The sequence below is a fragment of the Sphingomonas sp. SUN039 genome (assembly GCF_024758725.1).
In the GTDB taxonomy this organism is placed as follows: domain Bacteria; phylum Pseudomonadota; class Alphaproteobacteria; order Sphingomonadales; family Sphingomonadaceae; genus Sphingomonas_O.
This window is the reverse complement of sequence record NZ_CP096972.1, coordinates 2,769,088-2,783,906: the sequence shown is the minus strand read 5'-3', so window position 1 is coordinate 2,783,906 and position 14,819 is coordinate 2,769,088. Positions and strand designations below refer to the sequence as shown.

Sequence of the window (14,819 nt, the reverse complement as noted above, 5' to 3'; positions counted from 1 at the left end):
CCTTCGTGAGCTTCGTGTGAAACATTACTCCCTGCGGACACTGGATCGACTGCCTGCAACGCTAAGCCAAAAGTTCGATGTCCCAGTACAGCCAGTCGCGCCAGCTCTGGTGCAGGTAATTCGGCGGAAAGCTCTTGCCATGGTCCTGCAATTGCCAGCTCGTCGGGCGGATCGGGCTGATATGCAGCGGCATATGCGCCTGTTTGGGCGTCCGTCCGCCCTTTTTCAGATTGCACGGCGCGCAGGCGGTGGCGACATTCTCCCAGGTGGTGCGGCCCCCCTGTGCGCGCGGGACGACATGGTCGAAGGTCAGATCCTTGGACACGCCGCAATACTGGCACTGGAACCGGTCGCGCAGGAACAGGTTGAAGCGGGTGAAGGCGGGATGCTCCGACGGCTTCACATAATGTTTGAGCGCGATCACCGAGGGCAGCTTCATCGCAAAGCTCGCCGAGCGCACTTCGCGTTCGTAATGGTCGACGATATCGACGCGGTCGAGGAACACCGCCTTGATCGCGGTCTGCCACGGCCACACCGATAGCGGATAATAGCTCAGCGGTGTGTAATCGGCGTTGAGCACCAGCGCGGGGCAGCCGTCGAGATGACGCGTTTCGGGATCGCGCGCCGCTTCCTGGATAGCTAGGACGTCGGGATGAAACATCTTCGGACGCGCGCTCCCCTGGTTTTCCCAAAAGACCCCAATGCCGCGTCTCTCACCCGCAACGATGACATGGGCATGACAGCATTTACTACCGCTCGTGGTCAAGGGGGTAAATGTGGCTGAACACCCCCAAGATATTGTGACGCGCTTTGCGCCGTCCCCCACCGGTCGATTGCACCTCGGCCATGCGTTGTCGGCGGTGCTGTCGCACGACTTCGCGCGGGCGCACCGCGGACGGTTCGTGCTGCGGATCGAGGATATCGACACCGCGCGCTGCCGGACGGAATTCACCGACGCCATTCTCGACGATTTGCGCTGGCTGGGGATCGACTGGGACAGGCTCGACATCCAGACCGATCGCGCGGCCGATCATGCCGCCGCGCTCGACCGGTTGCAGGCGATGGGGCTCCTCTATCCCTGCACATGTACCCGCGCGGAAATCGCGGCCAGCGCGAGTGCGCCCCATGGCGGGGCGGGACCGATCTATCCGGGAACATGTCGCGGCCGCACCGATGCGCCCGAGGGGGCGGCGTGGCGGCTCGACATGGCGAAGGCGTCGGCGATCGTGGGGGTCTCGGGCCGACACGACGATGTCGTCCTCGCCCGCAAGGGTCTGGGCGTCGCCTATCACCTCGCCGTCGTGGTCGACGATGCAGCGGCAGGGGTGACCGATGTCATCCGGGGAGCGGACCTGTTGTCGGCGACACCCGTACAAAACCTGTTGCAGGTGCTGCTCGGCCTGCCGGTCCCGCGCTACACCCATCACCCGCTCGTCGCCGGCTCCGATGGCAAACGGCTGGCGAAACGGACACCGGGGGCGACGCTGGCCGATCTGCGCGCTGCCGGGGCCGACCCCGCCCTCCTCCGCAATGATTTGCGTTCGGGGCGGTTGCCGGTTGGATTCGGCTGGGCGGACGCCTAGATAGTCGCCATGCAAACGCTCCTTGTCATTCTCATCGTGCTCGCGGCCATTGCGGCGCTCGTTTCGCTCATTCGCGGGATTGTCAGCTTTCTGCAGACGACCGAGGCCGAACTCAAATCGGATGCTGGGGGGCCAAGCGTATCGAGCCAGAAACAGAACAAGATGATGTTCGCGCGCGTCGGTTTTCAGGCGATTGCGGTGATCCTCTGCGTCATTCTGCTCGCGCTCAATCGTCAGTAAGTCGTTGGTTAAACTCAATAAAATCTACACGCGTACCGGCGATGACGGCACCTCGGGCCTCGTCGACGGCAGCCGTGTTTCAAAGGCTTCGGCGCTGATGACTGCCATCGGCGATGTCGACGAAGCCAATAGCCTGATCGGTGTCGCCGCCGTCCTGGCCGAGGGCGCGATGTGCGTGAACTTGGCGAAGATACAGAACGACCTGTTCGATCTGGGTGCCGATATCGCCACACCCGACAAGCCGGTCGAATGGACGCCGCTGCGGGTTGTCGATGCCCAAGTGGACCGGCTCGAAGCCGAAATCGATGCCATGAATGCGCATATCGCGCCGCTGACCAGTTTTGTCCTGCCCGGCGGATCGGCGCTGGCCGCCGCGCTGCACGTCGCCCGCGCCGCCGCCCGCCGCGCCGAACGCAGCGCGGTCGCGGCCAATGCCGCAGAGCCGCTCAACCCACAGGCGCTCGCCTATCTCAACCGCCTGTCCGACTGGCTGTTCGTCGCCGCCCGCGCCGCCAACGCCAATGGCGTCGACGATGTCCTGTGGGTGCCCGGCGCGTCGCGCGCGTGAAATAAGTTGATCTGCGCGTAACCGGAACGATATCGTTCCCGAACTGTTCGGACAAATCGTTCAGATGAGCCGTCGGCAGGAACAGGGTGTGATAAGCCAGCAATCCACTGCAACTGCATCTGACTTGCTGCGCGACTTGTTCGTCGCGACCCGAACCGAAAGCGTCGCCCGGGCTGCGCCGCTCTCCGATGCCGAGGCGACGATCCAGTCGATGCCCGATGCCAGCCCCGCCAAATGGCATCTGGCGCATACGAGCTGGTTTCTGGAGACGTTCGTCCTGCGCGATTTCGTGAAGGGCTACGCGCCGTTCGATCCCGCCTATGCCTATCTGTTCAACAGCTATTACGACGCGGAAGGGGACCGGCACGCGCGGCCCCGGCGCGGGATGCTGGCCCGGCCCGCGCTCGACGAGATTTTGGCGTACCGGGCCCATGTCGACACCGCCGTGATAGCGGCATGGCCGACGCTGCCGCCCGTCGCGCGCAACCTGATCGAACTCGGCTGCCACCACGAGGCGCAGCATCAGGAACTGCTGCTCACCGACATTCTCCACGCCTTTGCGCAAAACCCGCTCGAACCGGCGCTTTGGACGCTGCCACCCGCGCGCCGCCCGTCCGCCGCCGTTGCTGCGCCGGGGTGGGTCGCAGGGCCGACCGGCATCGTCGGGATCGGCCACGGCGGGCAAGGGTTCGTCTTCGATTGCGAAGGACCGCGCCACAAGGTGTGGCTCAACCCGCACGCCGTTGCCGACCGCCTCGTCACCAATGCGGAGTGGCAGGCGTTCATCGACGGCGGCGGTTACCGGCGGTCCGAGCTTTGGCTGTCCGACGGCTGGGCCTGGGTGCAGGCCGAAGAGATTGCGGCACCGCTCTACTGGCACGGCGGCACGGCGTTCGGCCTCCACGGTCGCCAGCCGCGCGACCCCGCCGCATGCGTCCGGCATATCGGCTTTTACGAAGCCGACGCCTACGCCCGGTGGGCGGAGGCGAGATTGCCGACCGAATTCGAATGGGAGGCGTCGGCGGCTGCTTTGCCCGATGCGTTCGGCGAGGTCTGGCAGTGGACCGCTTCGGCCTACCTCCCCTACCCGGGCTTTCGTATCGCCGAGGGGGCCGTCGGCGAATACAACGGCAAGTTCATGAGCGGCCAGATGGTCCTGCGCGGATCGAGCTTCGCAACGCCCGATGGAACCAGCCGGATCACGACGCGTAATTTCTTTCCGCCGACCGCGCGCTGGCAGTTCAGCGGGCTGCGGCTGGCAAAGGATCTGTAATGCTGCTTCACGACAGTGCCGCGCCGCCGGTGGCTGATCCGGCGTTTCGGGGCGATGTGCTCGCCGGCCTTGCCCAGCCGCAAAAGGCGGTTCCTGCGCGCTGGTTCTACGACCGGACGGGGTCGGAACTGTTCGAGGCGATCACCGCGCTCCCCGAATATTATCCGACCCGCGTCGAGACGGCCCTGCTGGCGGCGCATTGCAGCGAGGTCGGAACCCGCCTCGGGCCGGGTCGCGCCGTCGTCGAATTCGGCTCGGGGTCGTCGGTCAAGACGCCGCACCTGCTGCGCGCGGTCGCGCCATCGGCCTATGTGCCGGTCGATATCTCGGGCGATTTCCTGCGCGCATCGGCGGCGGCGCTGGCCGCGGATTTCCCGGCGCTGCCGGTCATCCCGCTCGAGGGCGATTTCACCCGGCCGCTGGCCTTGCCTGCTGCGGTCGCCGCCGCACCGAAACTCGGATTCTTTCCCGGTTCGACCATCGGCAACATGATCGCGCGCACCGCGACCGACCTGCTCCGGACGATGCGCACGTCGCTCGGGACCGGCGCGATGCTGTTGATCGGGATGGACCGGGTGAAGGATGTCGACATCCTGCTCGCCGCGTATGACGATGCGGCGGGTGTGACCGCGCGCTTCAACCTCAACCTGCTGACCCGCATCAACCGCGAACTGGGCGGCTCGATCCCCGTCGAGGCATTCGCGCACGAAGCGCGCTGGAACGACCGCTATGCGCGCATCGAAATGCACCTCGTCGCGACCCGCAATGTGGACTTCACGGTCGAGGGACAGCCGTTCGCCATGCCTGCCGGCGCGACCATCCACACCGAGAACAGCCATAAATACGGCCCCCGCGATGCCCGGTTGCTCTTGCGCGCAGGCGGCTGGTCGCCGATTGCCGAATGGACCGACGCAGCGGACAGCTTTGCGCTGATCCTTGCCGAGGCCCGGCCGGAAAAGTCCGCGCCCTAGGAGAAACCGATGAAGACGATTGGCGTGATCGGCGCGGGACAAATGGGCGCAGGGATCGCGCAGGTCTCGGCGGCGGCGGGATATCGCACGTTGCTCTCCGACCGCGATGTGGCGCTGGCGGAAAAGGGCAAGGCGGGCATTGCCAAGGGGCTAGGGCGGCTGGTCGAAAAGGAAAAGATCACGGGCGAGGCGCGCGACGCGACCCTGGCGCTGATCGAGCCGGTCGGCGATGTCGCGGCGTTCGGCGATTGCGATCTGGTGATCGAGGCGGCGACCGAGCGCGAGGAGATCAAGCGCGCGATTTTTGCCGACGTCGCTAAAGTGCTGCGCGCCGATGCAATTCTGGCAACCAATACCTCGTCGATCCCGATCACGCGCCTTGCCAGTGCCTCGTCCGATCCGGCGCGGTTCATCGGGGTGCATTTCTTCAACCCGGTGCCGGTTATGGGGTTGATCGAGGTCATTCGGGGTCTCGCGACCAGCGACGCTACGGTGGCGGCGGTCGAGAGTTACGGCAAATCGCTTGGTAAAGAGATTGTCCACGCCAACGACGCGCCCGGCTTCATCGTCAACCGCGTGCTGATGCCGATGCTCAACGAGGCGTGCTTTGCGCTGGGCGAAGGGGTGGCGACGATCCGTGACATCGACACGGCGTGCAAACTCGGCCTCAACCACCCGATGGGGCCGCTGACGCTCGCGGATTTCATCGGCCTCGATACGTGCCTCGAAATTTGCCGGGTGCTATTCACCTCGACCGGCGATCCCAAATTCCGTCCTGCACCGCTGCTCGTCAAATATGTCGAGGCGGGGTGGATCGGGCGGAAGTCGGGGCGAGGGTTCTATGACTATGCGGGGCCGGAGCCAGTTCCGACGCGCTAACTATTGACATCTCTGTCAGTTAGGTTGCACCTTGCAACCAAACAGCACGGGAGAGGTGCCATGGCGACCGCAGCAATCGAACGCCCCGACGACCAGTTCATGATCGGCCCCGACGCGGCCGACCGGCTCGATGTGACTCAACCGCATTTGTACACGAGCCACACATGGCACGCACCTTTCCGCGAGCTGCGCGACGCGGGCGGCATTTACTATTGCGAGAACGGCCGGTTCGGGCCGTATTGGTCGATCTCGACCTACAAGCCGATCGTCCATGTCGAGGCGCTGCCGAAGATCTTTTCATCTTCCTGGGAAGTCGGCGGCATCACGGTCGCGGGCGACCCCGAGCGGATCCTCGACGGCGAAGTGCGGATGCCGATGTTCATCGCGATGGACCCGCCGCAGCACAACGCCCAGCGCCGCACGGTTGCGCCCGCCTTTACGCCCAGCGAAATCGTGCGGATGCGCGATGATGCGGTGGCGCGGACGTCCGAGGTGCTCGATGCACTGCCCATCGGTGAGACGTTCGACTGGGTCGAGCGGGTATCGATCGAACTGACCACCGGCATGCTCGCGCGGCTGTTCGATTTTCCCTGGGAGAACCGGCACAATTTGACGCGCTGGTCGGATGCGCTCGGCGATGTCGAGGCATTCGGGACGTTCGAGGACCGGCAGAAGCGGCTGGCGACCGCATTCGAAATGGGCACGGCGTTCCACGCGCTGTGGGAATCGAAAAAGAACCAGCCGCAGACCCCTGATCTGATCTCGATCATGCTCCATTCGGACGCGATGGCGGCGATGGACGACGGCGAATTCATGGGGAATCTGATCCTGCTGATCGTCGGCGGCAACGATACGACGCGCAATTCGATGACCGCTTATGCCCACGGCCTTGCACGTTTTCCGGACGAACGGGCGAAGCTGGAAGCCGACCCGTCGCTGATACCCAACACCGTCAGCGAACTCATCCGCTGGCAGACCCCGCTCGCGCACATGCGCCGCACGGCGACCGAGGATACCGAGATCGACGGGCACCAGATCAAAAAGGGCGACCGCATTGTGTTGTGGTACATCTCGGCCAACCGCGACGAGAGTGTGTTTCCGGATGCCGACCGGATCATCGTCGACCGCGAGAACGCGCGGCGGCATTTGTCGTTCGGCTATGGCATCCACCGCTGCGTCGGCGCGCGCGTCGCCGAGCTTCAATTGATTGTGCTGCTCGAGGAAATGGCGAAGCGCCGCCTGCGCGCGGTACCGCAGGGCGAACCGGACCGCGTGCCCGCATGTTTTGTGAACGGCTATCGCTCGCTGCCGGTGAAGCTGGAACGCTATTAATTTCCCTCTCCCTTTGGGGAGAGGGCCCTCGCGCTCCAGCGCGGGAGGGTGAGGGCAGTGCGCTGCTAGTTGAAGCATTGCTATCCCTCACCCCGCCGCGCCTGAGGGGCGCGTGTCGCCCTCTCCCAAAAGGGAGAGGGATAAAAGGAAGTGAAACTATGCAGCTGCCCGAACCGTATATCCCGCAACCCCAGGGAGAAGACGCCATGACCCTCAATCGCCGCAGTTTCGTGACCGCCTCCAGCACGCTCGCCCTCGGCGGCATCTTCGCGACCGCTGCCTGTGCGAAGGCGCCCGCGCGCACGTATGAAATCACGCTGACCGATGCCGAATGGAAAAAGCGTCTGACCCCGGCGCAATACCGGACGCTGCGCCAGGAAGCGACCGACCAGCCCGGCCAGTCGCCGTTCCTCAACGAGCACCGCGCGGGCATCTTCTCGTGCGCGGGCTGCAACCTCCCCAATTTCTCGTCGAAGACCAAATTCGACAGTGGCACCGGCTGGCCGAGCTTCTGGGACCATCTGCCCAATGCAACCCTGACCAATGTCGACCGGACCCTGGGGTTCGAGCGTGTCGAAGTCGTCTGTCGCCGCTGCGGCGGGCACCTTGGCCATGTCTTTGACGACGGACCGAAGCCGACCGGCAAGCGCTATTGCATGAACGGCACGGCCTTGAAGTTTACTCCCGGAGGCGCCTAACACCGGGTCCATGGGGCTGATTTTCTGGGATGCGGCGCTGCGCGGCGGAGCGATTACGCTGTTCGCATTGCTATCGTTCCTGTTCGTGCGCGACTGGCGGACCTCGCTGACGGCACGGATGGGGGCGATTACCTGTCTCGGCGCCGTCGCTTACACGGTGTTGATCGCCATCGACGCGGCGGGACCGACAGTCCCGTGGCGATTGCCCTTCCATCTGATCAGCCTGGCCACGCCCGCGTTGTTCTGGTTGTTCGCGCTCAGCTGGTTCGATGACGATTTCCGACTGCGAAAATGGCATATTGCTACAGTGGTGCTGGTCGTCGTGGCGGGCTTTACGGCGAATTACCTCTATTTCGTGACGCAGAGCCGTATCTGGTTCGTCGCCATCGGCTGGCGCACGATCAGCACTGGGCTGGTTGTCGCCGCCATCGTCACGGCCTTACGCGGATGGAAGACCGATCTTGTCGAAAGCCGCCGTCGTGCGCGGTTGGCGCTCTCGCTTGCCATCGGCGCGGTCATCCTTTGGATCGTCTTTGCCGAACTGCCGCTCCGGAACTGGCCGCCGCCCGTCGGCTGGCGTGTGGTCAATGCCGCCAGTCTGTTCCTTCTCGCCGCAGTCCTTGCCGCAACGATGCTCGGCTGGCGGGACCGTGCTTTGCTGTCGGCTCCGGCCAAGCCGTCGGGCGAGGCACCGCGACCCGAAACCGACGATGCCCCGCTGCTCGCCCGGCTCGACACCGACATGCGCCACGAACGGCTGTACCGGCAGGATGGATTGACCATCACGGCGGTGGCGGCGCGCATGGGCGTGCCCGAATACCGGTTGCGCCGCGCCATCAACCAGGGGCTCGGCGCACGCAATTTCAATGCGTATCTGAACGGGTTCCGGATCGGCGAGGCTGCCGACGCGCTGGCCGACCCGACCCAGCGCGAGGTGCCGATCCTGACCATCGCGATGGATGCCGGGTTCGGAAGTCTCGCGCCGTTCAACCGCGCGTTTCGCGATGTCCATGCCTGCACGCCCACCGAATACCGTGCGCGGGCGAGCATGCGCTGATCGGATTTCGCGATTCGACCGGTCGATTCCGCCAATCGCGTAGTCGCCGGTGCCGCGGGGCGGTAGCAGCCGAGCCGGATCAGGAGGACCGCCATGCTGCCCGACAATATCACGATGTACGACGCCGCCCGTCACGTCTTCCCCGACGTGTTCCTGTTCGATGGCGGGCGCTATGTCATCGCGACACTCGTCATGTCGGCGATCCTGTGGCTGGTGCACCGGACAGGCTTGCGCGTCCGGATCATCCAGTCGCGGCGAGCGACCCGCGCCGATTATATCCGCGAGATCTGGACCTCGGCGCGCAGCGTGCTGGTCTATGCACTGGTCTTCACGCCCGTGCTGTGGCTGAAATCGCACGGTTACGGCCCTGGCCCATGGACGGGACCGACCGGCTGGCTGGCGATGTCGCTCTATGTGGTTGTCCTGCTGGTCGTGCACGATGCCTGGTTCTACTGGACGCATCGCCTGCTCCACACGCCGCGCTTGTTCCGGAAATGGCATCGCACCCATCACAAGACGGTCACGCCGACGCCGTTTGCGGCTTACGCCTTCGACTGGCGCGAGGCGGTGGTGCAGGCAGGGATGCCGGTCATCTGGCAATTGACGATCCCGACGCCCAACGGCGCGTTCTTCGCGTTTCTCGGCATCATGATCGCGCGCAACGTCTGGGGCCATAGCGGCACCGAACTGCACCACCGGGGTTTTGCCGATCACTGGTTCTGGGGGCTGTTCACCACCGCCACCCACCACGACCTGCACCATTCGGGCGGGTTCGGGTCGAACTACGGCCTGTACTTCACCTGGTGGGACCGCGTCTGCGGCACCGAGCACCCGCGCTACCGCGAAATCTTCCGCGAGATCACATCGCGCGGATCAATGCACAAATCTGGCGACGACGTCGCGGTAGCTGCGTGACACCTTCACCGAGGCACCCGATTCGAGCACCAGAAAGCATTCGCCGTTGGTGTGCGGCTTGACCTGCTTGACCAGATCGAGGTTGACGATGGTCGACCGGTGGACCCGCTGGAACCGGCGCGGGTCGAGGCGGCGTTCGAGATCCTTCATCGTCTCGCGCAGGATCAGCGTGTTTTCGGCGGTGTAGATGCACATGTAATCGCCCGCGGCGTCGATCCGTTCAATATTGTCGACGTCCACGCGGAAAATCTGGCCGCGGTCCTTGATGTTGATCAGCTTTTCGAACCGGTTTGCCGCAGGGGCGTCGCCGCCGTCGCTGCCCAGCTCCGCGCCCAGTTCCTCCGCCGCCTCGGGCGCGTGTTCGGTCAGCACTTCCATCAGGCGACCGGCTTCTTCCACCCCGCGCTTTTCGGCGAGGCGCTGGCGGACGCGGTCGAGCGTGTCGCCCAGTCGCGCTTCCTCGACCGGCTTCATCAGATAATCGGCGGCCTGCGCCTCGAACGCGCGGATCGCGTGGTCGGCATAGGCCGTGACGAAGACGAACAGCGGCGGCTCGACTTCCATCAGCCCCTGGACCACCGAAAATCCGTCGAAGCCGGGCATCTGGATATCGAGGAAAACGAGATCGGGCTTGTTGGTCTTGATCGACCGGATCGCCTCGCGCCCGTTCGAACAGGTGTCGACGATTTCGACATCGTCATGAGCGGCCAGCCGCAGTTCCATGCCCTGGATGGCCAGTTTTTCGTCGTCGACGAGGATCGTTCTTATGGTCATGCGGCCTCTAGTCGTTGCGCCTCGACGACCATCGGGATTTCGACGGTGACGACAAATCCCCCGCCGGGGGAATTGCCGCTGTCGAAGCGGTGGTCGGGCCCGTAAGCCTGCATCAGCCGGTCGCGGATATTCGCGAGGCCGACGCCGGTCGAATAGCTGGGGCGGACGGTCGCATCGTTCAACCCCGGACCCGTATCGGACACGGTGATCTGCACCCGTTGACCGGTGAGCCGCGCGGCAATGGCGATTTCGGCACCCTCTTCCTGCGGCGTGACCGCATATTTGATCGCGTTTTCGACGAGCGGCTGGAGCAGCAGCGACGGCAGCCGCGCCTTGGCCGCGCGCGGATCGAGGTCGAACCGCGCCTGCAACCGCTCCTCGAAGCGCATTTTTTCGATGTCGAGATAGAGCTTCAGCGTCTCGAACTCCTGTTCGAGCGTCACCTGCGCCTCGGGCTCGTTGACGAGCGTATAACGCAGGAACGACGACAGCCGCCCGAGCATCGCATTAGCCCGGTCGTTCTGCTTGAGCAGCACCAGGGTCGAGATCGAATTGAGCGTGTTGAACAGGAAATGCGGGTTGAGCTGGTAGCGCAGCATAGCGAGCTGAGCCGACGAGGCGGTTGCCTCCAGCTTCAGCAATTGCAGCGTCTGTCGCTCGGCGATCAGAAAGAAATTGATGCCGTAATACAGCGCCGACCACGCACCCAGCAGTAGGGTGTTGAGCGTGGCGGAGCCGAGGAACAAGTCGATCTGGACGACGTTGCGTCCCTCGCTGACCATCGTGTAGACCCAGGCGTCGATGACCGAATAGGCTCCGACCGCCACGGCCACCGTCGCCAGCGACCCCGTCCAGATCACCAGCGGCGACTTGCGGATCAGCCAGCGATAAACCGCCGCCATGACCAAGGTCATCGAATAGCCGGTGGCGGCCGACACCAGCACCTGGATGACGACAGGCAGGCCGACCCCGTTGGCAATACCGCTGGCAATGCGGAGCGCCAGATAGCCGGTCCAGCCCGCACCCTGCAGCATCCAGAAGGCGCGGTTCTTGTCGTCGAAAAACGCGGCCGGAGAGGTGGAGACAGTCGCCATCGACGGCAGCCCTAGTCGATTATCGCCCGCGTTGGTAGGATGCGGCAAAGCGAGAAGGAGCGAGAGCGATGGCCGACATCGAAACCCATGCCGATCATTCGGCCGAACCGCGCGCCAAATTCCGCGCGATGACCGAAGGCACGCAGGAGGACTGGACGGCGATTGCCGGGCATTTTGTGCCGTTTGCCGCCGATGTCGCGACGCGCGTGCTCGATCATCTGAAATTGCTCGACGGCGACTATGGCGGATTCCCCGTCGACCGGCTGACGCACAGTTTGCAGACCGCGACCCGCGCGCACCGCGATGGACGCGGCGAAACCTATGTCGTCATGGCGCTGCTTCACGACATCGGCGATACATTGGGCAGCTACAACCATCCCGATGTCGCCGCCGCGATCGTGAAGCCGTTCGTGACGCCGGAGGAACACTGGATTTGCGCAAACCATGGCGCGTTCCAAGGTTATTACTATTTCCACTATATCGGCATGGATCGCAACGCGCGCGAAGCGTTTCGGGGTCACGAACATTTCGCGGCGTGCGAAGAGTTCTGCGCCAAATACGACCAGGCCGCGTTCGACCCCGATTACGCGCACGAACCGCTCGAGTTCTTCGAGCCGATGGTCCGCCGGGTGATGGCGCGCCCGTTGCAGGGGATGCTGGCGCGGCTGGCGGATTGAGTCCAAAAAGCAAACCGCCGCCCCTCGCGTGAGGAGCGGCGGCTGTCTTTCGCCGGTAGGGGCGGGTCTTAGAAGCCGACCTGCACCGAAACGCTGAACGCGCGCGGCGAACCCGGCTGATAGGTCGGGTTCGAACCACCGATGTTCGTCGTCGTCGCAATGCCCGGGATGAGCCCTGCAATGTTCGTCGGCAGCGAGGTCTGGCTGTTGATCGAGCCGAGATACTGCGAGTCGAACAGGTTGGTCACATTGACCTGCACGAACGTCTTGGCGAGGCCCCATTGCTTCAGGCTGATCCGCGCATCGAGGTCGAACGTGTTGTAGCCCGGCACGAACTGGTCATTGAGGTCGGTCGCATAGCGGCTCGTCACCTGCTTGAAGTTCATGCCCAACGTTGCCGGTCCGTAGTTGAACGACGCGCGATAGCCGTATTGCCACTGCGGTGTTTCGACCAGCTTCTTGTCGGCCAGCGGAACCGTGTAAGTGACGCCCCCGACGCTCGCCAGCACATTGTCCTTGTAACGTGCGTCGATGTACGAGGCGAAGCCGTTGAAGCTGAACCACGGGAACGGGTTCACGCTAAGGCTCGCTTCCACGCCCTTGATCTCGACGCGACCGACGTTGCGGTCGACCGAAATGCCGGTGTCGGGATCGAATGCGGTGACGATCCGGTTCTTGAACTTGTTCAGGAAGCCGCCGAGCGATGCCCGGATCGGACCCGAGGTATAACGGATACCGATATCGAAGTTATCGGTCGTCTCCGGCTGCACCGTCACAGTCACGCCGCGATAAAGATTGTCGGTACGCGGCGCCGACAGCCCCTGTGCGAAGCTCGCATAGATGCTGACCCGGTCCATCGGACGGACAGTGATGCCGACGTTGGGCAGGATCTTGTTGTAGTTATAGGTCTGACGGAACGGCGCGTAGACCGCATTCGCCGGTGCGGCGAGCGTGCTTGTCGTGCCGGGCACCACATACAGGAAATTCAGCGCATTGCCGCCGGTCGGTATCGCCAGCGCGGTCGTACCGAGCGTGCGGCTGGTACAGATCGGGTTGCCGGTCGTAAGCTGGGTGTAGCAGAACTGGTTCAGCTCGCGGTGGAAGAACGGCGCGCGCACACCCAGCATAACCTCGAGTTTGTTGTCGAAGAACTTGCCGCGATACTCGCCCGAAATCTGGTTGAGCAGCGCGATCGAGAACCGGTCGCGGCCGCGCAGGAAATAACTGTTGTTGTCGTTGACCTGCAGGTTGGGCTGACGGCCGCCGAACGAATAGATCGGGTTGCCCGCAGCGTCGTGACGACCCCATTCCGCCGTCTGGCGGTGGCGCGCATTGTCATACGCATAGGCGATACGGACATACTGGTCTTCCATGAAATCCCAGCGTAGCGACGACAACAGCGTGTAGCGGTTCGTGTTGGTGTTGTTCGGCGCGTAGAAAGATACGGTGTCGAGCGTATCGCCGTCGCCGCTATAGTCGACGCCGCCGGTGGTTACGCCGGGGTTGTAGCCACGGGCGCGCGGATCGGTCTCCGACATCGTCGTGTAGCCGCCGCCGTTGGCGAGGACGTACTGGTAACCGGCATCGACCGTGAAGGTCAGCGCGTCGGTCAGCGAGAACTTCGAATTGAAACGGATGTTGCCGGTGTTCGACGGGTTGACGCGGGTGCCATAGTAATTGCCGCAGCCGGTATCGAAGCCGGTCGCGGTGCCTGCAGCGGTCTGCGTTGTGGTCGAGATGCCGGTGGGGATCAGCGTCGACGGCTGCGAAACCGTCGCGTCGCTCTGCGCGGTGCCGCCGACGAATACTGCCCGCGCGCACGCCGCGTTGTTGTCGAAGGTGAGTCGACCGTTGGTCCGAAAGTCGTAATCGGCCTGCGACAGGGTGATCGCGCGGAACGAGGCGTTGCGGTTCTGGTTGTAATGGCCCGCAATCGAGATGAAGTCGCCGTTCGACCCCAGTTCCTTGTACAGGCGGATGTTGTACTGTTCCTTGGCGATTTCGCCGGTGCCGCGGAACTTGTCGTTGCGCGCGCCCGCGGCCGTGATGAACGCGCGGATGCCGGTGCCAAACAGGTCACCGGTTTCCAGCTTGCCGAAGATGCGGTTATAGGTGCGGCCTTTGTACGACATGCCATAGGCCCCGACGATCATCGCACCGGGTTCTTCGCTGGGGATGATCGAACGATAGTTGATCGTGCCGCCCGACGAGGCCGCCGTCGGCGAATCGACGTCGGTCGTGCCCTGATTGACGTTGACCGAATCGACGATTTCGGGATCGCCCGCCTGGTTCGAGAAGATCGCATAGTTACCCGAGTCGTTCAGCGGCAGGCCGTCCCAGGTGAACGAGATACGGTTGCCGTCGAAACCGCGGATGCGGACGTTGCCGCCCGACGAACCGAACGGGTCGTTGTTGGTAAAGTTGACGCTGGGGACCACGTTGATCGCCTGCAGCAAGGTCTGTCCGGGGGCTGCGGTCCGCAGCACGTCGTTGTTCAGCACGGTGCGTGCCTTGGGCGTATCGGGGACTTCGATACCGTTGATCGCGGTGCGCGTCTGCGAACCGGTGACGACGATTTCCTCTTCGGCATCGATCGTGCCGGTCGACTGGGCGAACGCCGAGCCCGAAAACGACAGCGCAGCAAATGCCACGCCGAAATACAGCTGATGCTTCATATGCTTACCCCTAGCGGATCCCGATGGACCGAATACGGCGACCATGCGCCGTTGAGGCGCCCCTGATGTGCTTATGTTGCGCT

At 63.9% G+C, this 14,819-nt stretch carries 15 protein-coding genes; 11 read left to right on the top strand and 4 right to left on the bottom strand.

Annotated features, from left to right (window positions below):
* Nucleotides 1-61 precede the first annotated feature (61 nt).
* Nucleotides 62-661 (bottom strand): HNH endonuclease, encoded by a 600-nt coding sequence (locus M0209_RS13635; RefSeq protein ID WP_258888813.1) that lies wholly within the window; start codon nucleotides 659-661, stop codon nucleotides 62-64.
* 115 nt (nucleotides 662-776) lie between these two features.
* Between M0209_RS13635 and gluQRS the strand changes: the two genes are divergently transcribed.
* From gluQRS to M0209_RS13585, 10 genes are all read left to right on the top strand, one after another.
* On the top strand, nucleotides 777-1,583 hold the full coding sequence (gene gluQRS, locus M0209_RS13630) for a tRNA glutamyl-Q(34) synthetase GluQRS (protein ID WP_258888812.1): 807 nt from the start codon (nucleotides 777-779) through the stop codon (nucleotides 1,581-1,583).
* Between the two features lie 9 nt (nucleotides 1,584-1,592).
* Entirely contained in the window at nucleotides 1,593-1,823 is a 231-nt protein-coding gene (locus M0209_RS13625) for a twin transmembrane helix small protein (RefSeq protein WP_258888811.1), read from the top strand.
* A gap of 4 nt (nucleotides 1,824-1,827) precedes the next feature.
* Nucleotides 1,828-2,391 (top strand): cob(I)yrinic acid a,c-diamide adenosyltransferase, encoded by a 564-nt coding sequence (locus M0209_RS13620; protein ID WP_258888810.1) that lies wholly within the window; start codon nucleotides 1,828-1,830, stop codon nucleotides 2,389-2,391.
* Between the two features lie 64 nt (nucleotides 2,392-2,455).
* Nucleotides 2,456-3,664, top strand: a complete 1,209-nt coding sequence (gene egtB, locus M0209_RS13615; protein ID WP_258888809.1) for an ergothioneine biosynthesis protein EgtB — start codon at nucleotides 2,456-2,458, stop codon at nucleotides 3,662-3,664.
* A complete protein-coding gene (gene egtD / locus M0209_RS13610) occupies nucleotides 3,664-4,635 on the top strand; it encodes an L-histidine N(alpha)-methyltransferase (RefSeq protein ID WP_258888808.1) in 972 nt (323 codons plus the stop codon). Before egtB ends, egtD begins: the two co-directional genes overlap by 1 nt.
* A gap of 9 nt (nucleotides 4,636-4,644) precedes the next feature.
* Nucleotides 4,645-5,514, top strand: coding sequence for a 3-hydroxyacyl-CoA dehydrogenase NAD-binding domain-containing protein (locus tag M0209_RS13605; protein WP_258888807.1), 870 nt, complete (start codon nucleotides 4,645-4,647; stop codon nucleotides 5,512-5,514).
* Between the two features lie 60 nt (nucleotides 5,515-5,574).
* Nucleotides 5,575-6,846 carry a cytochrome P450 gene (locus M0209_RS13600; protein WP_258888806.1) on the top strand — a complete coding sequence of 424 codons (1,272 nt, stop codon included), beginning with the start codon at nucleotides 5,575-5,577 and terminating at the stop codon, nucleotides 6,844-6,846.
* A gap of 206 nt (nucleotides 6,847-7,052) precedes the next feature.
* Entirely contained in the window at nucleotides 7,053-7,544 is a 492-nt protein-coding gene (msrB, locus tag M0209_RS13595; protein WP_258888805.1) for a peptide-methionine (R)-S-oxide reductase MsrB, read from the top strand.
* Nucleotides 7,545-7,554: 10 nt separating this feature from the next.
* Nucleotides 7,555-8,601: an AraC family transcriptional regulator gene (locus M0209_RS13590; protein ID WP_258888804.1), complete on the top strand. Its 1,047-nt coding sequence runs from the start codon at nucleotides 7,555-7,557 to the stop codon at nucleotides 8,599-8,601.
* Nucleotides 8,602-8,694: 93 nt separating this feature from the next.
* Nucleotides 8,695-9,516: a sterol desaturase family protein gene (locus M0209_RS13585; protein ID WP_258888803.1), complete on the top strand. Its 822-nt coding sequence runs from the start codon at nucleotides 8,695-8,697 to the stop codon at nucleotides 9,514-9,516.
* Here the strand turns inward: M0209_RS13585 and M0209_RS13580 are convergent.
* Both M0209_RS13580 and M0209_RS13575 read right to left on the bottom strand, forming a co-directional pair.
* Complete coding sequence (locus M0209_RS13580) at nucleotides 9,475-10,290, bottom strand: LytTR family DNA-binding domain-containing protein (protein WP_258888802.1); 816 nt, start codon at nucleotides 10,288-10,290, stop codon at nucleotides 9,475-9,477. The two genes, M0209_RS13585 and M0209_RS13580, sit on opposite strands and share 42 nt — an antisense overlap.
* Entirely contained in the window at nucleotides 10,287-11,384 is a 1,098-nt protein-coding gene (locus M0209_RS13575) for a sensor histidine kinase (protein WP_258888801.1), read from the bottom strand. Before M0209_RS13575 ends, M0209_RS13580 begins: the two co-directional genes overlap by 4 nt.
* A 68-nt stretch (nucleotides 11,385-11,452) precedes the next feature.
* Here M0209_RS13575 and M0209_RS13570 point away from each other — a divergent pair, with 68 nt between their 5' ends.
* On the top strand, nucleotides 11,453-12,061 hold the full coding sequence (locus tag M0209_RS13570; RefSeq protein ID WP_258888800.1) for an HD domain-containing protein: 609 nt from the start codon (nucleotides 11,453-11,455) through the stop codon (nucleotides 12,059-12,061).
* A 68-nt stretch (nucleotides 12,062-12,129) separates the two neighbouring features.
* Here M0209_RS13570 and M0209_RS13565 read toward each other — a convergent pair whose 3' ends face one another.
* Complete coding sequence (locus M0209_RS13565) at nucleotides 12,130-14,736, bottom strand: TonB-dependent receptor domain-containing protein (protein WP_258888799.1); 2,607 nt, start codon at nucleotides 14,734-14,736, stop codon at nucleotides 12,130-12,132.
* Between the last annotated feature and the right edge of the window lie 83 nt (nucleotides 14,737-14,819).

Excerpts from the sequence above, each read along its gene's own strand:
- M0209_RS13635 (WP_258888813.1), bottom strand. The coding sequence starts at position 661 with ATGTTTCATCCCGACGTCCTAGCTATCCAGGAAGCGGCGCGCGATCCC.
- M0209_RS13625 (WP_258888811.1), top strand. The coding sequence starts at position 1,593 with ATGCAAACGCTCCTTGTCATTCTCATCGTGCTCGCGGCCATTGCGGCG.
- egtB (WP_258888809.1), top strand. The coding sequence starts at position 2,456 with ATGAGCCGTCGGCAGGAACAGGGTGTGATAAGCCAGCAATCCACTGCA.
- egtD (WP_258888808.1), top strand. The coding sequence starts at position 3,664 with ATGCTGCTTCACGACAGTGCCGCGCCGCCGGTGGCTGATCCGGCGTTT.
- M0209_RS13605 (WP_258888807.1), top strand. The coding sequence starts at position 4,645 with ATGAAGACGATTGGCGTGATCGGCGCGGGACAAATGGGCGCAGGGATC.
- M0209_RS13600 (WP_258888806.1), top strand. The coding sequence starts at position 5,575 with ATGGCGACCGCAGCAATCGAACGCCCCGACGACCAGTTCATGATCGGC.
- msrB (WP_258888805.1), top strand. The coding sequence starts at position 7,053 with ATGACCCTCAATCGCCGCAGTTTCGTGACCGCCTCCAGCACGCTCGCC.
- M0209_RS13590 (WP_258888804.1), top strand. The coding sequence starts at position 7,555 with ATGGGGCTGATTTTCTGGGATGCGGCGCTGCGCGGCGGAGCGATTACG.
- M0209_RS13585 (WP_258888803.1), top strand. The coding sequence starts at position 8,695 with ATGCTGCCCGACAATATCACGATGTACGACGCCGCCCGTCACGTCTTC.
- M0209_RS13580 (WP_258888802.1), bottom strand. The coding sequence starts at position 10,290 with ATGACCATAAGAACGATCCTCGTCGACGACGAAAAACTGGCCATCCAG.
- M0209_RS13575 (WP_258888801.1), bottom strand. The coding sequence starts at position 11,384 with ATGGCGACTGTCTCCACCTCTCCGGCCGCGTTTTTCGACGACAAGAAC.
- M0209_RS13570 (WP_258888800.1), top strand. The coding sequence starts at position 11,453 with ATGGCCGACATCGAAACCCATGCCGATCATTCGGCCGAACCGCGCGCC.
- M0209_RS13565 (WP_258888799.1), bottom strand. The coding sequence starts at position 14,736 with ATGAAGCATCAGCTGTATTTCGGCGTGGCATTTGCTGCGCTGTCGTTT.